The organism is Vibrio alginolyticus NBRC 15630 = ATCC 17749, assembly GCF_000354175.2.
Lineage (GTDB): Bacteria > Pseudomonadota > Gammaproteobacteria > Enterobacterales > Vibrionaceae > Vibrio > Vibrio alginolyticus.
This window is the reverse complement of the sequence record NC_022359.1, coordinates 940,077-966,506: the sequence shown is the minus strand read 5'-3', so window position 1 is coordinate 966,506 and position 26,430 is coordinate 940,077. Positions and strand designations below refer to the sequence as shown.

Genomic DNA, 26,430 nt, shown 5'->3' with positions numbered 1-26,430 from the left:
AGGTGCCCTCCTCAGCAACAAACAACAAATTGACTGTTACTGAGGAAGTTTAAATAAAAAGGTGAGCGCATTACGCACTCACAAAAGTAACTGCTCTGAAGCTTGCTAGGATTAAATTTGCTTCATCGCGAGTTAAAGAGGTGAGGTATTACCCATCGACCTCATGCAGAACACTATACTCAGAGTATAGAAACGATCGTAAATATATAATATTTAAAAAGATTTTCAACGCGACACATTCACCACAGCACCTGCCGAGCGACCATCACAATCACGTCATACACACCTAAAAGCAACATTGGCCTAGTTATTATAGTTATTCAGCCTTGTATTAAGACGATTCATTAATTCGAGTAACTTATCAATAAAGGCAATTATTTTGATAAATATCACAAAAAGTCCCAAAGAAATAAAGCGAGCTAAACGCTCGCTTTATTTATGCCGCATTTTTTAAAGTTTTGTTATCACTAAAATATCGGTTGTAAACAGCACCTAAGGAGGCTGTACTTGCGAAACGATCATAGTTAAATGTTGCTTGAGCCTCTTCGGCAGAGGCGGAAAGCTTGTTGGTACCATTTACATAAATCGTCACTACCCCCTCCTTCAGTCCTGAAAGATCTAAATCAGTTGTCCATGAGTCTGAAAGCACGGTTGCCATGCCTGTGGCTTCTGTACCATCAGCGTCGACTACTTTGATATCTATGAACTCACCATCTTCAAATCGTTCACTGCTACCACTTACTGTCACGCTTTCCACTCCAGTAACATCGTTGATAACGTCTAGGTGTATTGTCGGTGTAATTGGCATGGAGTAAGCCGTGTTCTGGCTACCGGTATTCCCTGATAAGTCTTGGTAGTCACGAACAAGCAACCCCACATTGAGCTCTGACGTGCTTGGTACCACCACATCACCAGTCCAAACACTTGGGTCCGCGGTTGCCACTAATGAAGTGATCGTCGTGCCACCTAACTCCGCTGCGACGGATTGCAGATCTTTATCGAATTCCAGCGTTACCGTCACGCTTTGGCCGATGGCTTGGTGCTCAGGCGTAAACGTCACGTTAGTCAGCGTTGGCAGAGACTGCGCCAGTGTAAAGCTCTGGCTTTCACTCACTTCAATGCCCGCTGAGTTCGTCCCCGTCACCATCACAGTATAAGTGCCATTGGTTTGGTGACTCATATCCATTGCGTCACTGACCCAAGTGCCACCAGCTTGTACCGTTGCACTGCTGCTTTTTAGTACCGTCGCGCTGCCTTGGGCTTTCACTTCAAGACGCAGGGACTGACCGTCAAAACGTGTCGACGTGCCTTCGAATTGTAGTGTGGCGGCATGCGTTTCATCCACATTGCCCACTGGCGTAATAGCTAAGGTCGGCGTGATCGGCATGGAGTAAGCCGTGCTCTGACTTCCGGTATTCCCTGAGAAGTCTTGGTAGTCACGAACAAGCAACCCCAATTTGAGCTCCGACGTGCTTGGTACCATCACATCACCAGTCCAAACGCTTGGGTCCGCGGTTGCCACTAATGAAGTGATCGTGGTACCACCTAACTCCGCTGCGGCGGATTGCAGATCTTTATCGAATTCCAGCGTCACCGTCACGCTTTGGCCGATGGCTTGGTGCTCAGGCGTAAACGTCACGTTAGTCAGCGTTGGCAGAGACTGCGCCAGTGTAAAGCTCTGGCTTTCACTCACTTCAATGCCAGCTGAGTTCGTCCCTGTCACAATCACGGTATAAGTGCCATTGGTTTGGTGACTCATATCCATTGCGTCACTGATCCAAGTGCCACCGGCTTGTACCGTTGCACTGCTGCTTTTTAGTACCGTCTCGCTGCCTTGGGCTTTCACTTCAAGACGCAGGGACTGACCGTCAAAACGTGTCGACGTACCTTCGAATTGTAGCGTGGTGGCATGCGTTTCATCCACACTGCCCACTGGCGTAATAGCTAAGGTTGGTGTGATCGGCATGGAGTAAGCCGTGTTCTGGCTACCGGTATTCCCTGAGAAGTCTTGGTAGTCACGAACAAGCAACGCCACATTGATCTCCGACGTGCTTGGTACCACCACATCACCAGTCCAAACACTTGGGTCCGCGGTTGCCACTAATGAAGTGATCGTCGTGCCACCTAACTCCGCTGCGGCGGATTGCAGATCTTTATCGAATTCCAGCGTCACCGTCACGCTTTGGCCGATGGCTTGGTGCTCAGGCGTAAACGTCACGTTAGTCAGCGTTGGCAAAGACTGCGCCAGTGTAAAGCTCTGACTTTCACTCACTTCAATGCCCGCTGAGTTCGTCCCCGTCACCATCACGATGTAAGTGCCATTGGTTTGATGACTCATATCAATCGCGTCACTGGTCCAAGTGCCACCGGCTTGTACCGTTGCGCTGCTGCTTTTCAATACCGTCGCGCCGCCTTGGGCTTTCACTTCAAGACGCAGGGACTGACCATCAAAACGTGTCGACGTACCTTCAAATTGTAGCGTGGCGGCATGCGCTTCATCCACATTACCCACTGGCGTGATGGCTAAGGTCGGCGTGATCGGCATGGAGTAAGCCGTGTTCTGGCTACCGGTATTCCCTGAGAAGTCTTGGTAGTCACGAACAAGCAACCCCACACTCAGCTCTGACGTGCTTGGTACCACCACATCACCAGTCCAAACACTTGGGTCCGCGGTTGCCACTAATGAAGTGATCGTCGCACCACCTAACTCCGCTGCGGCGGATTGCAGATCTTTATCGAATTCCAGCGTCACCGTCACGCGTTGGCCGATGGCTTGGTGCTCAGGCTTAAACGTCGCGTTAGTCAGCGTTGGCAGAGACTGCGCGAGTGTAAAGCTCTGGCTTTCACTCACTTCAATCCCCGCCGAGTTCATCCCCGTCACCATCACAGTATAAGTGCCATTGGTTTGATGACTCATATCAATCGCGTCACTGGTCCAAGTGCCACCGGCTTGTACTGTCGCGCTGCTGCTTTTTAGTACCGTCGCGCTGCCTTGGGCTTCCACTTCAAGACGCAGGGACTGGCCGTCAAAACGTGTCGACGTACCTTCGAATTGTAGCGTGGCGGCATGCGTTTCATCCACACTGCCCACTGGCGTAATAGCTAAGGTTGGCGTGATTGGCAATTCGTGAGCGGTGTTATCCTCACCTATGTTGCCAGTCAAATCTTTAAACTGACTAACAACCAAGTCGACACTTAACAGCGCGGTGCTCGGAACTTGTACATCACCAACCCAGACCTTTTTATCTGCCGTTGCTGACAGAGAACTAATGCGATTGCCGCCAAGCGTAGCGGTCGCCTCTTGGATCTCTTTGTCAAACTCAAGCGATACATTCACGCTTTGACCCGCACTCTGATGCTCGGGGTTAAATGTCACATTGGTTAGTTTTGGTAAGGTTCCTTCAACCGCGATACTTAAGCTGCTTCCTTTTCCAGGAATGGTGTTGGTACTTTGGTAGCTATCGTCCTCTACCTGTATTGTTATGTTTTTATCTTGCTTTTCTGGACTGATGTAATTAACCGTCCACGTAACGTTGTCTGAAGTGGACCACGTATCTTGCTTTAACGTTCCTGTTGCGCCGTTATCACTAGCGACAAGATGGACATCTGAGATATCAAAGTTCGTAACTTCTTCTGTAAAGTTAAACGCAAGCGTAATCTCTTCGCCTCCAAAAAGAGGGGCGCTTGAGGCGGTAGAGATACTTAGCCCGGGAACGGTTGCCGCTTCCACATGCGCGTCAATAGAACTTTCACTCTTGTTATCCACCTTGTCTGTTGCTGCCACCGTGATCGTATGATCGCCTTTCGGTAACAAATAGCTTATGACATAAGGCCCCGCTTCGGTTGTCGGCTCAGTAATCGCTTGAGGAGCCACTGTGCTACCACCACTCACCGCTTTTGACGTGACGAGATTTAAATTTTTATCTGTAATGTATGCACTAATTTCTAGTTGATACTTATCGTTTGTCGGCACCTTAGAGGTTTGATTAGCACTTAAGCCCGAAATACTTGGAGCGTCATAATCAACAATAGACTCGATCACTTGTCCATCATAACTTTTGCCTAGTAATTCAAAGCTTGTATTCTCTCTTCCAACTGAGTCCGTCACCGTCACCTTAAGGGTATATGCCCCTTGGTTATCGACGGCAAAGTTCATCATTCCATTACCACTAGATGAGATAACATCACCTGAGTAACGCAAGGAATCACCGAGGCTTGGAATAAGCTCCACAGAATATTGTGAAGCTTTCACTCTTTCTCCTTCCACCGTAGATACCGTAAACGGCTGGCTTGCCTTGGTTAAAAACAGTTTCCCACCCTGCAAACTCGTAATTCCATCGAAATCAACTGTGACTTTAGGAACACTAATATCAATGACTTTTCTGATATCAGAATACAGTCCGACGCTATCTGTCGCTTTGATATCAACCGTGATTGAACCACGCCCCTCTAACTGAGATTTCGGTAGTTCAAAGTACGTAGATGAACCGTTCCCATCCTCTACTCTTTCTTCTTGATAGCTTGGGTTTAAAACCGAATAGTTTACTTTTGCCAGGCTGCTACCAGTGTCCGTTATGTCGAAACGAAAACGAACATTATCTGGATTTGTTGGCGATTCAGTTACGATAATCTCATCGCCAACACTTGGAGGTGTGTTGTCAACTTTAATATCAACGGTCGCTTCACCGACTCTCGACCACACATCCGTTGCAGTAATCGTTGTCCTGATCGTTTTTCCATCCGCATCGCTAGGAAGTTCACTTGTAAATGTTGAACACTTGTAGGTTGGATCATCTGCACACACCTCTAATTGTGCAAACTTCTCCGGATTATCTTTATAGTTGTAGGATTCCGTTCCAAATCTGGCCATCACATTGTCTAGTCTAGAGTTTTCATACAGCTTAATTCTGAACTTGGCGACAAGCTGCTGACCATTAATGGTTGTGTTTCCAACCGGATCAGTAATTTCAACGACTACCGAACCTTTAGGTAATTCAAGCAGTAGATCGTGCTCTGGCGTCAAGTTTCCTGCTAAATCAGATAAGTTCTTGATTTTGTATTCTTGAGTTGTACTCAGGCCATCAATAATATCGGCATAGGATTCAGAATACGTACACTTGATATTTCCAACACCTTTGGCACAAGTCGTTGGTGTATAAGCTTTGTTGCCAAGATTACGAACCAACTTTGGATATTCATCTGAACTTTCGGTATTCACGCCTGATAAAGCATCATTAAAAGAGAGCTCAAATGTGAGCATCTTCTTCTTCAAAGCTTCATCAAACCAAACATCACTTCCTTTAAAACTGTATGAGTTACCATCCACGACTGTCGGTGCATCAATATCCACCATCGAGAAATTGAACTTGTTGATCGTTTCACGCCCATTTGTACCCAAGGTTTTAGTGATCAAAGTGACAGGTGCTTTGGTCATGTTTTGCCCAACATTGACACTACAACTGTAAGGTTCTTGCGATACGTTGATAACACCAGAAGTTGGTTGCTCATTAGTTGGTGGCGCATCTAGAGAGTTGTATTCTTCACGAACCCAACACTCTAACGTTTTGGCTTTGACCGCACTCATTGTAGTAAAGGTGACATCAAGAACACCATCAGATAAGTAATTTTGGAAGTCCAGCGGGCTTTCAACTGTTAGAACCACGCCTTCACGCTGTACGCTAAAGGTTTGGTTTACTTTTCCAACCTTTCGGTCTTTTTCATCAAGGTAACGAACTTTGTTATAAACTTTGATATCAAGTTCATAATTACCATCTTTGGCAATTTGTGTAGAAAGCAACGTTGCAGTCCAAGTGCCATCTGCGGTTTCTGAGAACGTAAAGTTAGTCCCGTTTTGCTCTCCAGAGAATCTATACGTTGAGTCAATTCGATCAACGCCACTATCATCAACAATATCAAGCGTAAGTACGATATTCCCATCTTGATAGATGGTGTTGTTTGTAATTGGCGTTCCATCCGTGTAACTCATCGCCAGCGTCACCTGCGGGATTGAGTTGTACACTTTGACGGTAAAATCTTGCTCATCACTGGTTAAGGTTGTGTTGCCACGAACATCAGACCCTTTTAAACGAATCTTGTGTGTACCCGTACCTAAATCACCAAGGCTCACTTTGAGATCCTCATTGATTTTTGTACCAGGAGAGCCAGGTAATGGTTCCAGATCGCTAAACGTCCAATACTCTAGGCTTTCTCTATTTACGCCATTAATTGAAACATCACCGTTAGCATTTAGGTCTAGCGCCGTTAGGTCAAAGACATAGTTACCTAAGTAGTAGTCATTCGCATTGAAACCACTTAATCCTAATGTTGGCCCATCACGATCAAGAATAACCTTGTGCGTGTTAGAACTAGACTCAAAACCATATATATCGGTTGCTTTTACATACAATGACGTTGTTTTTTCATCTTCAGAAATGTCTATTTTATCTGTGTCACTCTTGATAAGAGACATGACAAACTCTTTAGATGAATCCGTTGGCACAATTGTCTTAATTGGCGAATCTTTACCACTTTGATACAGCGAGACTTGCTCAAGGTCTGAATCGTCTATTACGGATTTAAATCGCACATTGAACTCACGCCCTATGACATAGTTCTCTTTAGACAATGTGTCTTCAACCCAAGGCGTGTTTAGGATGATTTCAGGGCCTTTGTTATCGACTTGGAAGGTAAATTTCCCTGTTGTACTAACATTGGCAGGGTAAGCGTTGTCCGTCGCAGTGACGTAAAACTCATTCCATTCATCGTAATCAAATGCTTTTGAAACCAGTTGGACTTTGACGTCAGGCTGTTCACCAACTAGGTATGGTACGTCACACTCCTCTGTTAGAGGGTCACAGCTTTCTAATGTCAGAGCCTGACCAGATCCGCGGCGCAAATCTATTTTTACGTTATTGCCAGAGCTTAACGTCCCCCAATCAATGACAGGTGTCCATTGGTTATTACCACCTAAACGGCTTTGAACCTGCTCACTTTTTACAATAGGAGCTTCAGAGTCGATACGAATATTGAATCTCGGAGCGGTGCTAGTTAACTCTGAAACGGAGTTACCTAAGTTGTCCTCTGCTGCGGCAACAACTAACCAATCTCCATCACCAGGATAAATCGTAGAGCCTTGATTTGAACAAATCTCTCCCGTACATAGTTTGACTTTAAACGCGTCTTTCGAGTTACTTGCAAAGTTTTCTGGTGTGTATGTTACTTTTTCACCGGTTTGCTGGTAGAAAACAAGGCCCCTCGAGGCAAGCTTATCACCAACAATATCCTCAACCTTGAAGGTTAATTCATGAGTATTGTTCGCATTTAAATAAATACCGTTTTCTACAGGTTTACCATCGACATCATTGGGTGGAAGGTAACTGGCCTTAGGGAAATCGTTATCAATAAACACCGATTCTATAAACGGAGATTTACCATTATAACCATACGCATTGCCATGTGGGTCAATAGCACTGGTCTCCACGGCAAACTCTATAATGTCTTTTAGTTCACTAGACTGGGAGTTAAGGGTGAAGAAGTACTCTTTTCGATAAGCATTGCTGTTGCCTGAGTTTTCTACGATGTTGATGTCCAGTGGTATTTCAATATTTGGCTCATTGGCTTGATACCACATCGTGCTAAACTTCGGACCGTAAGCGTCGGTTCCTACAATACCAGAAGGATCGTCTAGGACAATTTTAGAAACAACCTCGCCAGCGATATAAAGCCTATTACCAACCATCGTCTCTCTACCGCTTTCAATGGTTAATTTTGGCTGCGGAGGCAAGGTATCGATACTGCTACCCTCTGTATCAAAAATGTTCTTACCATTTAAGTCAGGATTAGCCATCGAAATATCATCAGCATAGAGCTGCGCGATATTGGTCTCAATACCGTATTTGCTCGCCATGATTTCATAATAGGATTGCGCCAGATCTTTTCGGTAAGTTTCAGCGCCAAACGTGTAAGAATCGAGCGTAACTTGACTTCCTCCGGCCCCTATACCATTTGCTTTTCCATCGTAGCTAAAATCATCGTAAATAGCAGATGCAAAATCTAATGAGTTATTTCTTGGCATTCTCTCGGCAATACTATCAATTGCTTCAACAAGGAATCGGTGTAGATAGTCATTTGATGGCTTGTCTGGAATCGCTTTAGTCGTAAGCATTTCATTGGTTGCATAAGACACAACCGTTGGGTCAAACCCAAAGAATGAGTTGTTATTCGTACCTGATAACGCGTAGCGCACCTCATCAAGAATTTGAATCGCACGTTCTGAAGTTTTCTCTCCCGCTGTCACTTGATCCCACTGGAAATCAAACAAACCAGTCTGATATGTCGATAGTTCAGTAATATAGTAAGTTTGAGAACCGTTGAGCTTAAAATACACACCAATATTGGCCTTGTTTAAGTCAACCGTTACTTTCTTGGTCCCTGGATCTCTTTTCCATTGGTAATAGTATGGCTCACTACCTTCGATACCAATTAAACGAACACGCATGAAATCATAATTCACTACGTCAGTTGTGGTTTCACAGCTCGCTACGTCAAGAGCCATAGACTGGTCACTTTCCAGTTGCTGGATAGTGGTACAACTTGCAAGTGAAGTGAATTCACCACTTGGGCTCAACCCTTCAAGTTGAGCTCGCGCACCAATAAATGGTGTCACCACTTTTATGGTTGGTAGGTCAAAGCTACTTCTAAAATATACTTCTCTTGGAGTGCTTTCGTTATCAGACTCATCGACGGTTTGAATGACTAACTTTTGACTACTGTTTTCTGATACCGATTTAAAGCTGTCACCCAAAATATCTCTTACAAAAGGAATGTAATAGATGACATCCTCTACTCGCCCATTGCTATCTAACAGCGTTTCGTGCGGAATTTTTGCGATGTAATCGTTATCTGATGCGGTTGTGTCAATAACTTGCTGAAGTGAGTAGTTGTTATCGTTGTTTTGGCTTACGTAGTACTTGACGACGAGCTTTAGCTTATTAGCGTTGGAGCCTAAAACCGTATCGGTATTTACGTCTGATACTTTCACACGAACATAAGGGATTTTATTCTCTTTCAATAAATTAGCGTTGAAGTTACTAAAATCTATCCCTTTTAATGAGTTCTGAATCCCTAAACTTGCGTACGCATAGTCAATCTTCAGGAAATCGCGGCTTGCTTGAACATTGTCTGGGGTGTACGTATCTTGAGAGTAGATACCATCGTAAGTGGTTCGTTCACCATCTAAACCCACATTTACGTACGTCATTGACGTACCTTCAGGATAGGTTATCGTCTGTGCTGGCGCTTGATCGTCACGACTTACTGCATGCTGCGCAGAGCCCGTATTGCCTTTGCTATCCTTCGCTCGAACCTCAAAGACCGTCGTAGATAGGAATTCATCAGTTGGGTAAGCCTTACTAAACTCACAAGCATTTCCAGACTCTACAGTGACAGGAGAACATGTGACGCCCTCATGTAAGCCATCTTTAAATGAAATACTGACCGAACTAATCTCTTGCGAGCTTTCTTTTACAACTCCTTTCAGAACGTATTCTTTAAGTTGGTTATTAATTGCACTCGCCGATGTAATATCGATAACAGGCGCATCGTTATCCCATTCAAAGTTGATATGAAGACCCGAATGGCTGCCTGGAATTAACTCATTACCCAGTACATCCGCTGTATACAAGACTAACCGTGCTGCTGTTACGTTTGAGAGCCCTGTGGCAGGGTTCATATCTACACTATCGATCTCTTTGGTATTAATGTTAACTTTAACGTTGGTCTCTCGAAGGCCAACTTCAAAATCATCAAATTCAACCGAACAGAATGTGCTTCCAAAATCTTGTATGTCGTTACATTGAAATTCACCAGACCACGAGCCATTAATCTGATACTGAATAAAGGCGGATACGTCTTCTACACCGATATCATCAACAATTTTTAGGTCAACTTTATCGGTGCCTGCAAGTACATCACGGTCAATGCGTGTCACGATAGGCGCTGTGGTATCAATCTCCGTCCCATCTCGCGGTGGAATGACGCCATCTGTACTGCCATATGTACCTAAGTCATTAAGCTTCTTACTAAAGTCGACATAGTCGGCAGCATCAGTACCAGAAATATTGATACTTGGGTCGTTTACCACGATCAAAACGTGCTGAGATAAGTCACGTGTGTAAACGTCGCTGTTTATCTTTTTCTGTCCAAAGCTGAGGGGAGTCACTGCTCCTGAAGTCTGGCTCACTTCAAGACCATCAAGAACACCATCTGCAATAACATCCCGATATTGGATGTCAGCGAAATGCATTGAAGTGTAGACGTTATCGCTGTTGCCGTATTTTTTTATAAGATCGTAAGAGTAAGACGAGTATGCAGTTAATAAAGCGCCGTATTGATGCCCAGCACTAGCAAAACTGCTTTGCCCACCTTTGGTTATATCAATAGGTTTGGTCTCATTTACGTCAAAACCATACATGCTATTGATACTACCCAAAGCGGTTGAAAAGGCACTTTCATCTGTGGCCCCCTGAGAAATTTTGTACTTTGCCAAGCCTGCTGCCAAGTTCGACAGCGGAGTAAGCATTAACTTTTGCTCACTCCCCTCTTTAAAGTTCACAACACCTTCAAATTTAAGTGTCTTCGCATTGCTCACAGATACCGTTTCATTTGTAAACGGATCGGTATAACTCCCCTCTTTTGCAACAACAAAAAGAGGCATTGACGACGATTCAAACTCTAGCAGATAGTTTCCGAAGGCATCAGACGTCGTGTTAGCCAACTTCCGACCTAAGTTTCCATTTTTGAACTCGAAAACCTCAATCTTGGCGCCATTGACTGGGGCGTCAAACACCATACCGGAAATGCTTCCTTTGCTTCTAGCTGGAGGTGTGTTGTCTCCTCCATCACCACCACCACATGCACTCAATAAAAGAGATGTAAGCGTAAGACCTAATGTTAATTTCAGCGTATTTTTAGCGAACATAGTAATTTGGCAAAATATATTTTCCCGAGATTATATTATTGAAAAATATTTTCTCAACGTGACATTAACACCAACAAAATAGGCATAAACACCAAGCCAACCGTCACTTTGACTGAATTATTAAAATTATTTTTACATCCTATAATTATTAACTTAGTTAAAACAGAGGAATTACTCATGCTTTAATGCTAGTTTTTATTTAAAATATTATACTCTACGCACAACTGTCAGTATTGATAAACCAACAAAACTAATGACTATTTTAATAATAAAAAGGAGTGTGCAAGCTCCTACCGTAGCCCTTATCACTACTGCGTTAATCATATTGATTAGCGTATCGCTTTCTCACTACTTCCTCACTCCTGTGGATAGGCTACCTACCATCAAGCCTTTAGAATTCGAAAGTGAGAATGTGCAGCCATCAATTAAAAAGAAGACTCGTAGGCAAAAAATCACTACCGGTGTTGTTGAATACTCTTTTGTCGCTTCATTATTAAAATCAGGAGTGAGTCAAAAAGAGATCAACTTGCTATTAGCACTTATCAAAAGCAAGTTTAATATTATTGACTCTATTAAAAGAGGTGATAACTTTATCTTAAGAACTAAATTAAATAGTAAAAATGAAACTTACATTAGTTCTTTTTACTATTTAGGCAGTAAAACTGATTTATTTATTATCAATGATGGTCACGGTAACGTATTTGATGAGCATGGTGTGTCGATAAATAATCAGTTCATGTTTTCTTCACCCTTTGATAAAAACTACAGAGTGAGCTCTGACTATGACTTAAAGCGAACACATCCAGTGACCAATATAACGACTCCGCACTTAGGCACTGATTATGCCACACCTGTAGGTACACCGATTCGTAGTATTGCTGATGGCATCGTTTTAAAGTCCCGCTACAACCGTTTTGCAGGCAACTACATTAATATCCGCCACACAAATGGCTCTGTATCACGCTACCTACACTTATCTCAGCGCAACGTCCATGTTGGAGAGAAGATCAGCCGAGGACAAGTGATAGGGAAAACGGGTAACACAGGAAGAACAACAGGGCCGCATTTACATCTTGAACTGCACATCAATGGTGTTCCGGTTGATTACGAGCGATACATTCAAAGGCACCCAAACACTGACGTAAATATAGAAATGCTGATTGCAGCGAGAAAAGAAAAAGCAGAGTTAACAGCGGAATGGCAACGGTATGAGCAGTCAAATAGGTAACAACAGCCACTTCGATTCGCTCTTTCTTCATTTATCTGAAGCGAGTCCTCGTAACCTTCTGAGCGCTTCGTAGTCTGTCGCCACTAACCAATTTCAGGATCAAAAAGAGCCGCCACATGCGGCTCTTAATGATTATAATTTCCCGATATTCCATCGGTTTCCCCTTAACCAAACACGTTGTCCTCTTGTTCTTGAACGCAAATGGTACGCGCCCTATCATGTTCACGTAAAAGATCAATAAAAGAATAAAATGATTACTCATTGTATTGGCTAGATATCTAATACAAAGAGGCCCAACAATACCTCTTTCTTACTTTCTAAACAGTGACGCTGTCACGATTATGAGTGGTTTCTATCATATTCAGCGCTTGCCTTTCTCAGCCCTTCTAAATCGTCTGAACATAAAAATCTCTTCAGGCTGTCGATTTTCTTATCAGGCCAATCATATATCCTAAGAGCAAGCAGTTCGTCTATCGTCTCTCGAGAAAAGCGATATTTGACATGCTTAGCTGGTGACCCCGCAACCATGCTGTAAGGCTCAACATCTTTCGTCACCACACTGTTTGCCGCAACGATTGCTCCTTCTCCGATAGTCACACCCGGCATTATCATGGATCGCATACCGAGCCAGGCGCCATCGCCAATATGAGTATCTCCTTTCCCGACGTACGCTTCTTCAATAGAGTCCATAAATGGGTACAAGGAGAACCAATCAGCTCTATGTGTACTGTTTCCCCCCATAACAATGACAACTTCCGCTGCAATACAGACAAAGTCACCTATATGTAACTTATCAATCTTCCATTTTGGTTCCCAATCTCGGCTGAACTCATCGCCTTGTAGATATCTTACAACAGACTCTTCAAAACCGGCGTCCCAACAATCACTGTAATAACTATGTTTACCTTTAATCGTTATATTTGGGTTCGTAACAACTTCATGTAGCAAAGTCACCTTAGACCAATGCTTAGTTTTCATGAATACTCCTATAAATACTATCTAATAAAACACTGTAGATAGTATGTATCTAAATAAGCTCTAATAATTACGTAGTGCCTATTACCACTAAAATTTACTTCACCACTGAGCTAATAATATGGTAAGCAGCCTCTACTCTTTCTGCATTAGGGTAGTTTTTATTCGCCAGAATCACTATGCCTATTTTTTCAGAGGGTACATACGCGACATATGCCCCAAAGCCACCTGTTGAGCCCGTTTTGTTATACCAAATGTCTCGACCGAGAGTACCGGATTCACTTGCTTGAACCGGTTTAGCGTTGAGAATTACGTCGCTGGAGTTACCTTTCAATAATTGTGAAAGTGAGACGGGATAATCATAACCTTCCCACCCTACTGCTTGCGTAAATGTATCGGTATTAAAATACTTAATGTGAGTTTGCTCTAGCGCATTCTCCATATCATTATTCAGTTGCGCTTGCCCCATATTTGCTTCGATATATTGAAGCATATCTGAGCTCGTTGATTTAATACCATAGGCTTGCGCATCAAGAATACCTGGATTAACTCTAACGGGGTTTCCCTCAGAACTATAACCAAAAGCATAGTTATTAAGCTTATCCTTTGGTACATCGACAAAGGTATTGGTCATACCGAGCTCAGGCAGGATGACGGTTTCCATCATTTCCGTATAGTCTGACTTCATACTCAAGGCACCGATGTAGCCAAATAGACCAATACTAGGGTTTGAGTACTTCCTCTTAGTACCGGCTTCGTACTCCGGTTTCCACGTTTTGTAGTACTGCATCATTTCAGCGTCGTTCGTTACTTCGCTAGGGAATTGCAATGGTAGACCACCTGCAGTGTAGGTGGCGACATTAACTAGCTTGGTATTACCCAGAGCACTATTCTCTAATTCTGGAATATAATCTTTGACCTTGTCATCCATGTTTAGCTTACCTTTTTCTTGGGCGTACCCAGTCAAAGTAGCAGCAAAAGTTTTACTGATAGAGCCGAGTTCAAAAATTGTGTCGTTGGTGACTAAACTCCCCTTACTTACGTCAGCCAAACCGTAATTATAAAAATAACGTTTACCATCAATCGTTACTGCAACAGCCAACCCCGGAATGTCGTATTCGTTGATTAATCCTTTAGCGCATTCATCAACTACGCTCTTTAATTGACTGCTAACCGTTAACTCCGTTTTCGCAAACGTGACGAAAGAAGTGAGCGATAAAATGGCCAGCAAGGCATTGTTTAACTTCATTGAACCCTCAATTTTTTAATTTTAACTTATAATTAATTTCTAGTTTATTCCAAGGCTTTTAACTTTTTATATAAAAGTAATCCTGACTTGAAGAACTCCAATCGTTAACCCTCGATGAATAACACTGTGTCTTCAAATTTTTAGTGCGATATAAACAGGTCTAAACCTGATCACCGTTGATAGGTAGGCCGGTTAGATACGAATGTAAGTAACATCCGTTTCCAAAATGGGGAAATAGTGTACTCAATTACGCTTTCTCCATATCACGATAACGGTATACTAGGTAGATATACTTGGTATATACAGATCCACATCCTCACAACGCTTTAGAACCACTTTTCAACGTCTACAGAGAAAACGATGCCATTTTCACTACACTTCGAAACTGGAAAAGTCACCAGCCAACAACTTTACTCCGAGATATACCAAGGGATATTAGAAGGCAGATTACGATCAAATGAGAGATTACCGTCAACCCGCATGCTGTCGAAAAAGTTAGGCATAGCAAGAAACACTGTCATTTCGGTGTATGAGCGACTTCAGTTCGAGGGGTGGATAGTAAAAAAGGCAGGATCTGGCACGTACGTAAGTAATGCTCTAGAACAAACGGTGAATCAAGATAAGAGACCAATAAAACACTACCAACTAGGGGTGTTTGGCACTAACGCATCGAAGAAGCCAGAGATCATCGCACCAAAGAATCTAGACTATGACTTCACTTTAGGCGTTCCTGATCATCAGAGAATAGCAAAGCATATTTGGCGACACTCAAGACTGAGTAGGCTCAATGCATTAACTCCAGAGTTTGCACATGGCGGTGATTTACAAGGGTTAGCTTGTTTACGAGAGTCTATCTGCGAGTATGTGAGACACTCGAGAGGCGTAATCTGTGACCCTGAAGACATCATCATTACTCAAGGGTGCCAGCAGGCAATAATGACGACTCTCCTTACATTACTCTCTCCCGGGGATCTCGTGTCGACGGAAGATCCAGGATATCCTGTTTTTCGAAATCAAGCTCGATTACTTGGCGCGCAAATAGGCTCCGTGCCGATGGACGACCAAGGTGTTGTCGTTGAATCAATCGCTTCTAATGCCAAAATTATTTATACAACGCCTAGTCATCAGTTCCCTTTAGGCTTTAGCTACTCAGCTGACAGGAAGTTAGAACTGCTGAGATGGGCAGAAGTTAATAACGCAATCATTATCGAAGATGATTATGATTCGGAATATCACTATCTCAATACCAGTAAGAAAGCTCTCAAGTCACAAGACAAAAATGACTGCGTCGTTATGATAGGCAGTTTCTCTAAAATACTATTTCCCGGCATACGCATTGGCTATATGATTCCGCCAAAGTCTTTAATAGAGCCAATTTCAAATATGTTATGGCACTTGGGAAGAAGTACATCTGTAGTGTCTCAAATCCTACTTGACGAATTCATGCGTGACGGTCATTTCTCTCACCATTTACTCAATATGAATAAAATCTACAGCGAAAGGTATAATAAGCTAACTCAATTAATTGACAACATAGATTGCTTACAACGTATTCCAAGCCAAGGTGGATTGCATATAGCAGCTGAAGTATCGGGATGCGCGACACAAATGATGAATAAATTTGCTTCATCAAATGTAGCGGTTTACCCATCATCGCATTTTTCTATCAACAATCATTCTAATGCCCTCTTATTTGGATTTGGCATTATTCCTACCCAAAAAATAGAAAAAGCATTTGATATTATTCAATCAATATTGGATTAAAACAGATATAAAATTATCGTTTTGCTCGGTATCAATTTATCGTCGCAGTTATCAGCATCAGGGCGACAGCCAGCGTGGAACGCTTTTCAACCCAATAAGGGTTCAATACGAACTGTGTCGCTCTGACACGCTTGGTTTGGCTTCAGCCCCAACACTATATTTCTTCGACTGTAAACGTACTAGGTTCAAAGTAAAGCGACGTATCACGCTGACATTTGCAGCACTACCAGCAACCCTATTGCGTAAATCATCTTCTTTTAAGTTCACATCGAGCATTCAATGAACCTTATTTTTCTAATATCGAACAGTAAGTTCTGCTTAACACTCTATCAAAACACTATCTTTCGCTAGATGTTAAAGAAGAAAAGACTTCAAGGTAATTAAGGATTTGTTATAGAGTATTGACCTATATAATAAAGATCACAATCACGACATTAATCTCCAGTAATTTACCATATCGCTTCATGATCGCTTAGGATACAAATTATCGAAAAATACCAAACCCTAGGTTAATACGCTATTAACGGCTCAAAAAAATAACGAAGTTGTACCGCAATTATATCAACATCATTTTCATGTAAAAAATAACGAGCGCCTTGGATACCGATCTCCCAATTATCTGAGAGGTTGTAGCCAACTTCTGCACCAATATATCCATCAAAACCATCCACTTCCGTCGTTATCTTGCTGCCTTGATACGTACTTTCAATATCGGTATCCCAGAACAAGCCCCCCAAACTCAGTTTTGCGGACCATGAATTGTATTGCCAGAACTTATAACCGATGTCGAAGCCCATGCCCTTAACAAGGAGTGGGGCTATAGATGCGACATTGGCGTGATAGTCTTCTGGTGAAGTAGTAGCACTACGCAATGTAGCACTACCTTCACCCATATCAATATAACGAATAGTTCCAGACCATTGATCAGAAAAAGTATATCCCAACCCGACAGAGCGATAGAACCCGGTGTTGTCAGTAGAGATTACGTTATCACCTTTAACAGCATCACGCTCATCTGCATGGCTTGACCCCATTTGAACATCAACATACCAGCCCGCTTGACTACTAAAACTAAACACAGCAATTAGTGCTAGAGCACTGTTTCTTCCATAACGTTGCATGGCTCCTAACAAAATCAAAAGCATCAACACCATGCCACCCAATGATCCTGCTGAAGTATTTTCAACCTTTACATCTCTTACCAACTTAACGGTCACTATAACTTTCCCCGCGTCTTGCAGGCCTTGGCTATCCTGAATGATATATGTCAACACATCATTGCCTTCAAACCCTGAGGTAGGGGTATAGGTCACGCTCTGATCTGCATTCATGACCGCCTGCCCATACTGCGCTTGGACTGAAACCAACTTCAATGTGTCGTTATCCGGATCGGTATCGTTAGCAAGGACATAAACCGTGACAGGGGTACGATCATCGGTGGTAATATTATCGTCCACCGCATTCGGATTCTGACTGTTTACCACATTTACCGTCACCTTCGCCGATCCCGTTCCACCATTACCATCCGTTACGCTATAAGTGATCAAAGCCTCCCCGTAGTACTGTGGTTGAGTGACATAACTTAGTTTGTTATCAACCACACTAACACTACCAATATCTACAGAAGCGCGACTTACCTTCAGCCCATCACCATCAGCATCAGCATCATTGCTCAATACATCGATCGTCACCGTACCATTGAGACTAACAAACGCATTGTCGTCAATCGCTTGAGGGAGTGTATTATTGCTTACACGAGCGGCAACGACGCCAGGGTCAACGACACTGCCATTAGCCAATCCGTCATCATCGTTCGGACCACCGTCTTCAATGGTAAGTTGTACACACCAGTCACCTTCAGTCAGGCCCTGTGACCATGAACTGTGCCCTGGTGGCGGACAATAACCAGCCTCGCCAGCACTAGAAGAAACCGTGTTTTGAGCATCCTCAATAAAGTCTATCCACCCCTGTTCAGCGTTATACTTTCGGTACACTGCATTTGCTGGAACAGGTAAACGCTGAGGCAAAACTAATTGATAGCTTTGGCCGGGCAGCGGCAAATTAGTTACTACAAAATCAAAGATTCCCCCTATGCTCTTCATGTTGATATCTTTAGGAAGCTCCTCATCCAGCAATAAAGCTCCTCCTGTTGCGTTAGTCAGAATGGTTATTCCTTTGCGTAAACAGACACCTGGCTGCCCCTCAATGAGGAAGCGATCTTTTTCTGACACAACCTGTTGAATTACGTTACAGTCAGAAATTGCATCAAGATAATCAGGGATACCATCACCATCACCATCACTATGACCTTCTTGATCATCCGGGATTAAGTCGCCATCACTGTCTTCACTCCCGAGCTCCGCCAATGTTTGTACCACTTCTAAATAGACATTCCGTGTCACTGATAATGGTGGAGTGCCATTGTCAGTAACTGTCAATTGCAAATTGTAAATCGCTGAACTCAGTAATTGCGGAGAGAAAGTCAATGTTTCGCTGTACATCTGCCCCGCAATCGCTTGGTTAAGTACATCGCTATCACTACTCCATCTGAAACTGTGTATATCGGACATATTGGCATCACTAACACTGCTCGTGATTGTGACCGGTTCAACACCATTTTCAATTTGGCTCCGCTGCTCCCCCGCCTGAGATACACTTACCTTGACCTTCGGAGCCACATTCTCTTCAAAGATTGTCAAGGTGTAACGACGCTTACTACCTAGATTAAGGGTGCTGTCCAGATCAATCACTAAGGTTTCAACGCCCTCATTTTGTCCATCATTAAGTAGTTCGAACGAAAGTTTGCCTTCGGTACCACTAGGTATCACCACTTCACCAGAGGTGAGCGTGTGGTCATCACTGTCCGTGCTTCCTGAAACCGTATAAGGTATGATTACTGGGTAGCTCGGCGAAGGACCGTTAAGGTGTATCGATACGCTATGATTGGTGCCTTCCGTGGTTTGCGCATCTTTGGAGATACTTATCAGTGGATACACTGTTACCGTTTGACTAGCTTCAGCGACGTTTCCATCAGAGTCTTGAGTGCGCCAATAGACCGTATTAGTTCCAGGTCGGAAAAAGGTCGTGCTGTCGACCAATGAAACAGGTAATAGCTTGCCTGTACTATCTCGTGCCACAGCAGAGCCTAATGCAACTTTAGTAAAGAGCGAAGTTGCGTTCACTTCGATATCTGAAGGTGCGGCTATTGTTGGTGCGTCCAATTTCGCACTTTTAATTGTCACGATTGCTTTCGCGGTGGCCTTTCCACCGTTACCATCTTTCACACTGTATTGCACTGCCACTGTACCAATTGAGGTCGTTACCAATTGGATTTGACTGCCCACAATCGTTGCCGTTCCAGATGTAGGTTTAACCCATTCCAGTTGTAATGTATCTAGATCAACATCGCTGTCGTTGCTGAGTACATCCAATAAGTAGCTACCATCGTTACTCTCGGTAAAGACATAGGTATCATTAACCGCCACTGGCTCATCATTAACGTTGATTACCGTGATGCTAAACGCTGCTAAAGATGTGCTTAGCTCACCGTCTGAGACACTAATAACAATATTATTGGTGCTGCCAACATGCTCATTTTCCGGCGTACCACTTAGCAACCCAGTTGCTCTATCAAAGGTTGCCCATGATGGTTTATTGCGGATTGAAAAGCTCAAGCTACTACTATCAACATCCGATGCCTGCAGCGCAAAGCGGTACGTACTGCCTTCGTTGACGGTAAGAGCAGGAGTGCCACTGATCACTGGCGCGTCATTGACATTGTTAACCACAATACTGAATCTATTGAGCATTGTGGTCGTGAGACCATCAGAAACCGAGATAACAATGCCCTGATATTTGCCAACATCACCATTATCTGGTGTACCACTAAGCGTGCCTGTTGATGCATCAAAGCTAGCCCAAGATGGCTTGTTCACGATACTGAAGGTGAAGGCTTGGCTGTCAACATCTGACACTTGTGGCGTGAACAGATAGGTGCTGTCTTCATTCACTTGTGTTGCTGGTGAACCAGAGATAACGGGTGCATCGTTAACGTTATTCACAGTAATCGAAAAAGCTGACAATGAGGAAGAAATAGTGCCATCGGATACGCTAATCACGATACCTGGATAAGTCCCCACATAACGGTTACTTGGCGTGCCAGAAAGCGCTCCTGTTGTCTTGTCAAATGTAGCCCAAGGTGGCTTGTTAGCTATCAAGTAGGTCAGAGTATCCGCTGGGTCATTGTCCAATGCCGCGGGCACAAACTGATACACACTATCTTCATCAACTTGCGCCGATGGGGTACCCGTAATCACTGGCGCGTCATTAACGTTATTCACCGTGATGGTCACTAACGCCACTCCAGAGGTAAGTTCTCCGTCACTTACGCTGTAAGTGAAACTGTCCTGACCAAAGAAGTTACTGTTACCCGTATAAACCGCGTGATTGCCTGTGACGGTAACATTACCGTTGACTGGCGATTTTACAATTTGATAGCTCAAAGATGAGCCTTCTGCATCGTTACCATTTAAAGTAATGGTCAGCGGTATTTCTTCCTCTCCCGTAGCACTGATATCGGTCGCGGTTGGTGTATCGTTGACTGCATTAACCGTCAAATCGACACGAACCTCTGTCGAGTCGAGATCACCGTCGTTGACCTTGAACAAGAAGAAGTCGGAGCCATTGAAGTCCGCTTCTGGTGTATAGCGCCAACTATTATTGGTCAACTGCTCTAGCACGCCATGACTGACTTGCTCAGTGATAAGATACTGCAGAGTGTCATCATCGTTATCAATATCTGAACCAACCAGCGTGATCACCAAACTATTGTCTTCATCAAGCGTTTGTGACTGTGCTTGCGCCATTGGTGCGTCGTTGACTGGTGTTACTGTCATGGTCACTGTTGCGGCGTTAGATACAGCACCTGCTAAGTCTGCCACCGTATAGGTGAAGCTATCTTCACCGAAGTAGTTCTCATTGGGGTTGTAAACAATCGCTCCTGACGCCGTCACGTTCACACTGCCATGTGCTGGCGTATCGACGACTGTGACACTAGTGAGTTCAAAACTGTCTCCAACATCGGCATCACTATCATTGCCTAATACATTGACCTCGAAGGAGCCTCCCTCTAGTAGTTGTGCACTGTTATCAACAGCAACGGGGGCATCATTCACTGGCGTAATATTGAGCGTGACGGTTGCAGGCACTGAGACTGCTTGACCACTATCGGTTAGCATGTAGGTAAAGCTATGTTGACCATTAACGTTCGCTGTTGGCACAATCTTTAAGGTCCCATCGACATTGACACTGATCGTGGCAAAACTGTATACCCCCTCTCCTTGACCAAGATCTTGCAGGGTAATACTACTCGGGGTGAATGACCCATCTTCAATATCACTGTCGTTACTTAAAATATCGAGTGTCGATGTGATATCTTCATCAAAAGTAAAACTGTCTTCCTCCGCTACTGGTGAGTCATTGACGGAACCGATATTGACGCTGACCGTGGCCGCAAGAGAAACGCCGCCTTCACTGTCTGCGATCGTGTAAGTAAAGCTATCGCTACCATTTTCATTCGGATTCGGCGTATATACAAAAGTGCCTACAGTTTGATCAATGGCTACTTGTCCTTTTTGAGGCAAACTAACTAACGATAAATCACCCGTTGGGATGCCATCTTCAACATCCTCCGCTTGACTACGCGCGCTGACTGCTGCGCTTGCGGTATCTTCGTCGGTGTTGATGGTCAGCGCTTTAGCGACTGGCGCATCATTTATAGCCATGATAGTGACGGTCACTGTCGCCTCTTGCGACTCCTGCAGCAGGGCATCTTTCACGGTATAGGTAAAGCTATCTGTGCCTGTCTCATTATTATTTGGCGTATAGGTAACAACGCCGTTGCTGATCGACACCTGACCTTTAATTGGTTGCGTTTTAATCGTTGTAGAAGAAGCGACCATGTCATCATTAACATCGGAATCGTTGGCTAACAGATTAAATTGTTTCGCCGTATCTTCCTCAGTCGAGAAGCTATCATCAACTACCGTTGGCGCGACATCGTAGCGTTTGGTCACAGTATCCGTCACTGCATCAGATGCGTTGCCTGCGGCATCGGTTACCACCACGCTTACTGTCAACGTCCCCTCTTGCAAAATAGTGACGTCAATGCCCGTTACTTGCATGGTCTCCGAAGAAATTGTTTGACTAGCGCCGTCAATGGTCGTGGTACCGTCGGTCACGCTATAAGTGAACATCGCGTTCACTTCAGCTGCTGCGAAGGTAAAGCTCATCGCCTGTTCGTTGGTTTTGTTAATGCTCTCCTGATCAATGCTGATGCTATGTCCAGTCGGGATCCCCGTATCCACTGAGATCAACAACTGAGTCGCTGCTGTATTGAGGTTGCCAGCTGCGTCGCTAAATTTCTCGGCTGCAACATCAATAGTTGCATCCTCAGTGCTTTCTTCTGCAGGTGTAAAGGTAGCCGTGTAACTGGCGCTACTGCCCGCAAAGTTAGAAAGAGTTCCTCCAGCCACGGTCACATCGGCTTCGGAAAAATCAGTTGCGGCTTCACTCAAGGTAAACGTGAGTGTTGCCGTTTCACCCGCTTTCAACGCAGCGCTAGAGCTAGTGATACTAACGGTTGGAAGCACAGTATCGACGCTGATGGAAAGTGGTGTAGCTGCACTATTGGTGTTACCAGAGGCATCGGTAAATGTGCCTGTGGCAACTTCAATAGTACCGCTCGTCGCACTCTCTTCCGTTGGTGTAAAGGTCGCAGTGTAGCTGCTACCACTGCCAGCAAAACCAGACAAAGTACCGCCACTAACCGTGATATCCGCCTCGGTAAAATCGCTCGACGCTTCACTTAAGGTAAAGGTAATGGTCGCCGTTTCGTCCGCTTTCAGCGCCAATTTATCACTGGAGATAGTCACACTCGGCACTAAACTATCAACGGTTATAGACAGTTGAGGCGCAGCAGTGTTGCTATTCCCGGCAGCATCGGTAAAGAAATCTGCCGCCACGTTAATCGTCGCTGTACTTGTACTGTCTCTATCCGGCGTAAAGGTGGCCGTGTAATTGTCACCGCTGCTCGCAAAGTTAGACAAACTGCCGCCAGTGACGGTGACATCTGACTCAGTAAAGTCACTTGAGGACTCACTTAAGGTGAACGTGATACTCGCCGTTTCGCCAGAGATCAAATCAAGGTCTGAGCTGCTCAAAGAAACAGTTGGCCTCACGTTATCTAACGTAATTGTTGTGCTATCTATACTGGAGGTGTTGCCCGCCGCATCGCTCTGGCTCGCCGCGACCGTCAGGGTGCCGTTGTTAAACGCACTTACATCAAACTCACTGCCAATAGTCGTCCAAGCCCCGGTATTGTCGGCCGTCACCGTACGACTGACTGAGTTGTTATTGTCCGTGATGGTCACGGTCACACTATTGCCAGCCTCCGCGCCGGAGCCAGCAATCAGCACATCATTGTCTTCTGCCGCATTGACGATACCGTCGATTGCAATCGGCGTGGAAATGGTAACAGCGGATGGCGCTGCGTTATCTAGGGTTACGCTCTGGGTGGCTACGGTGGAGATATTACCTGCTATATCTGCTTGGGTTGCAGACACAGTCAGGGTGCCATTGCTCAAGCCACTGATATCCAGCTCGCTGCCGCTCAACGTCCAGTTGCCTGAGTTGTCGGTCGTCACCGTACGACTGACAGAGCTGTTGTTATCCGTGATAGTCACGGTCACGCTGTTGCCTGCTTCCGCGCCGGAGCCAGCAATCAACACATCGTTATCTTCCACTGCATTAACAATACCATCGGTTTCAATCGGTGTAGTGATGGTCACAGCTGATGGTGCGGCGTTATCTAAGGTAATGCTCTGGGTGGTCACTCTGGAGGTATTACCCGCCGTATCCGATTGCGTCACAGCAACTATGAGTGTGCCGTTGTTCAAGCCACTGACATCAAGCTCACTGCCGCTCAACGTCCAGCTGCCTGAGTTGTCGGCCGTCACCGTACGGCTGACAGAGCTGTTATTGTCCGTGATAGTCACGGTCACGCTATTGCCTGCTTCCGCACTGAAGCCAGCGATCAGTACGTCGTTGTCTTCTGCCGCATTGACGACCCCATCAGTTTCAATCGGCGTATTGATGATTACAACAGATGGGTCTGCATTGTCCAGAGTAATACTCTGGGTGGCTGCGGTAGAAGTATTACCTGCTATATCTGCTTGGGTTGCAGACACAGTCAGGGTGCCGTTGTTAAACGCACTTACATCAAGCTCACTGCCGCTCAACGTCCAGTTGCCTGAGTTATCGGCCGTCACCGTACGACTGACAGAACTGTTATTGTCCGTGATAGTCACGGTCACGCTGTTGCCTACTTCCGCGCCGGAGCCAGCAATCAGTACGTCGTTGTCTTCTGCCGCATTGACAATACCATCGGTTTCAATCGGCGTGGTGATGGTCACTGCTGATGGGGCTGCATTGTCTAGGGTAACACTCTGGCTAGCTGCGGTGGAGATATTACCTGCTATATCTGCTTGGGTTGCAGACACCGTCAGGGTGCCATTGTTCAGGCCACTGACATCCAGCTCGCTGCCGCTCAGCGTCCAGTTGCCTGAGTTGTCGGCCGTCACCGTACGACTGACAGAGCTGTTATTGTCTCGTGATAGTCACGGTCACGCTGTTGCCTGCTTCCGCGCCGGAGCCAGCGATCAACACATCGTTGTCTTCTGCAGCGTTGACGATACTGTCAGCCTCAATCGGCGTGGTAATGCTCACTACGGATGGTGCTATTGTATCAATGGTGACACTTAACGCGTTGGATGCCGAGCTAACATTATCATCGCTATCAGACGCTTTAGCACTTATTGCATGTGTAATACCAGACGCCAACTCATTGGTTGTTATCTGCCAGTTTCCTCCAGTAGCAGTGCCTGTGCCAATAACCGTTGCACCTCCACCGACTTGATCACTGTATAAAGTAACGATCGATCCACTCTCAGAAGTCCCACTAAACGTTGGTGTAGTGTCACTGGTAATATTATCAGTATTTAATGGCCCGGTATCCGAACTAGCATCTAAATCGGGTGTAGATGGCGCATTTGGCGTGGTATCGACTGTCGTAAAGTTAAATGTGGCATCATCGATGATCCCAGCGAAGCTATTATTTGCGCTGTCAGCCACGGCACTGGATTCAATATGAATGGCGTAGGTCCGGTTCCCTGCCAGATCACTGGTTGGGTTTAAGTAAACTTTATTGTTGGTAACACTGATGCGACCAGCGCCTGGTGATGTTGTTGTGCCATCGCTTTCAGTGGCAACATTAAATACTTCAAAGTCGCGACTGTCGGTAACATTACGAATGGTAATATTGCCGCTCTTCAGCTCAATATTTTCATCGAAGGCAATCTCGATGTTGTTGCTAACAGAAACATTGGTTGCATCATCAGTGGGAGTTGAGCTCGCACTGACAAAAGTAGGCGCGGTAGAGTCTGAAACCGCAGCGTCATCAATCTTGATACTTCTGATAAGATAACGAGAGTCAGCACCCGGACTTCGGGTAAACGCCATAGTCACTGTATCAACGTCCTGCCATGCCGAATCATTAAAATCTGTACCACGGGTCAGGGTAAACAAGTCCTGTAACCCTGAGTTTGCTTCACCACCTTTTGGCAAGGTGACAGTTTCGGTCACTGTTTGAGTATCATTAGAGAAGCCAGTTAACACAAGTTGATACGTTTTATCTGAGTCTCGGGCCGACCCCTGCATAAAGGTAATTTCGTCGAAACTGAAGTTAGTACTTGATTTCTCAAAAAAGCGGAAGCCACGATTGTTGAACTCATTAATCATGGTATTTGAGTAAAGAACACCAGCTACAAATCCGAGGTCATTTAGGCCAGTAAACGGAGTGCCATCCGAGCTAGTGCCCGCATCTAATACCATAGATACAGTACCTGCATTGGTAAGAGTGACTGAGGGCATACCCCCTGTGACGCCGGTCTCCACCTCACTAAAATTGGAACCTGAACCATTAGAGTAGTTAATCGTTTGCTGTGCAGCCCAGGCTCCACCGGAAAAAAACGCTGAGAACACCCATGCTGTTGTAATTGCGATCGCAACCTGACGATGTAATCTCATTTTCCTCTCCTGAAGATGACGGCCTTATCAACATGGCCGGGTTATCATAATCAACTTAAATATTTAATTTTTTATAGGAAAGGATTAGCTAAA

Annotated in this window: 7 protein-coding genes; 2 read left to right on the top strand and 5 right to left on the bottom strand. The window is 44.7% G+C overall.

From position 1 onward, the window contains the following. Positions 1-436: 436 nt before the first annotated feature. A complete protein-coding gene (locus N646_RS19630) occupies positions 437-10,978 on the bottom strand; it encodes a tandem large repeat (RefSeq protein ID WP_021035951.1) in 10,542 nt (3,513 codons plus the stop codon). A 253-nt stretch (positions 10,979-11,231) separates the two neighbouring features. On the opposite strand from N646_RS19630, the gene N646_RS19625 reads away from it, so the two are divergent. Next, complete coding sequence (locus tag N646_RS19625; RefSeq protein WP_021707562.1) at positions 11,232-12,206, top strand: peptidoglycan DD-metalloendopeptidase family protein; 975 nt, start codon at positions 11,232-11,234, stop codon at positions 12,204-12,206. A gap of 339 nt (positions 12,207-12,545) precedes the next feature. Here N646_RS19625 and N646_RS19620 read toward each other — a convergent pair whose 3' ends face one another. Beyond that, complete coding sequence (locus N646_RS19620; protein ID WP_017821905.1) at positions 12,546-13,184, bottom strand: CatB-related O-acetyltransferase; 639 nt, start codon at positions 13,182-13,184, stop codon at positions 12,546-12,548. 94 nt (positions 13,185-13,278) lie between these two features. Then, a complete protein-coding gene (ampC, locus tag N646_RS19615; RefSeq protein ID WP_017821906.1) occupies positions 13,279-14,430 on the bottom strand; it encodes a class C beta-lactamase in 1,152 nt (383 codons plus the stop codon). A gap of 360 nt (positions 14,431-14,790) precedes the next feature. Here ampC and pdxR point away from each other — a divergent pair, with 360 nt between their 5' ends. After that, positions 14,791-16,194 carry a MocR-like pyridoxine biosynthesis transcription factor PdxR gene (gene pdxR / locus N646_RS19610; RefSeq protein ID WP_017821907.1) on the top strand — a complete coding sequence of 468 codons (1,404 nt, stop codon included), beginning with the start codon at positions 14,791-14,793 and terminating at the stop codon, positions 16,192-16,194. Positions 16,195-16,703: 509 nt separating this feature from the next. Here the strand turns inward: pdxR and N646_RS19605 are convergent. Continuing rightward, a complete protein-coding gene (locus tag N646_RS19605) occupies positions 16,704-24,833 on the bottom strand; it encodes an Ig-like domain-containing protein (RefSeq protein WP_021035950.1) in 8,130 nt (2,709 codons plus the stop codon). Positions 24,834-24,852: 19 nt separating this feature from the next. Continuing rightward, complete coding sequence (locus N646_RS25025; protein ID WP_017819917.1) at positions 24,853-26,337, bottom strand: Ig-like domain-containing protein; 1,485 nt, start codon at positions 26,335-26,337, stop codon at positions 24,853-24,855. Positions 26,338-26,430: the final 93 nt, after the last annotated feature.

Bases quoted from the DNA above. Each gene is read 5' to 3' on its own strand.
- N646_RS19630 (WP_021035951.1), bottom strand. From the start codon at position 10,978: ATGTTCGCTAAAAATACGCTGAAATTAACATTAGGTCTTACGCTTACA.
- ampC (WP_017821906.1), bottom strand. From the start codon at position 14,430: ATGAAGTTAAACAATGCCTTGCTGGCCATTTTATCGCTCACTTCTTTC.
- N646_RS25025 (WP_017819917.1), bottom strand. From the start codon at position 26,337: ATGAGATTACATCGTCAGGTTGCGATCGCAATTACAACAGCATGGGTG.
- pdxR (WP_017821907.1), top strand. From the start codon at position 14,791: ATGCCATTTTCACTACACTTCGAAACTGGAAAAGTCACCAGCCAACAA.
- N646_RS19620 (WP_017821905.1), bottom strand. From the start codon at position 13,184: ATGAAAACTAAGCATTGGTCTAAGGTGACTTTGCTACATGAAGTTGTT.
- N646_RS19625 (WP_021707562.1), top strand. From the start codon at position 11,232: ATGACTATTTTAATAATAAAAAGGAGTGTGCAAGCTCCTACCGTAGCC.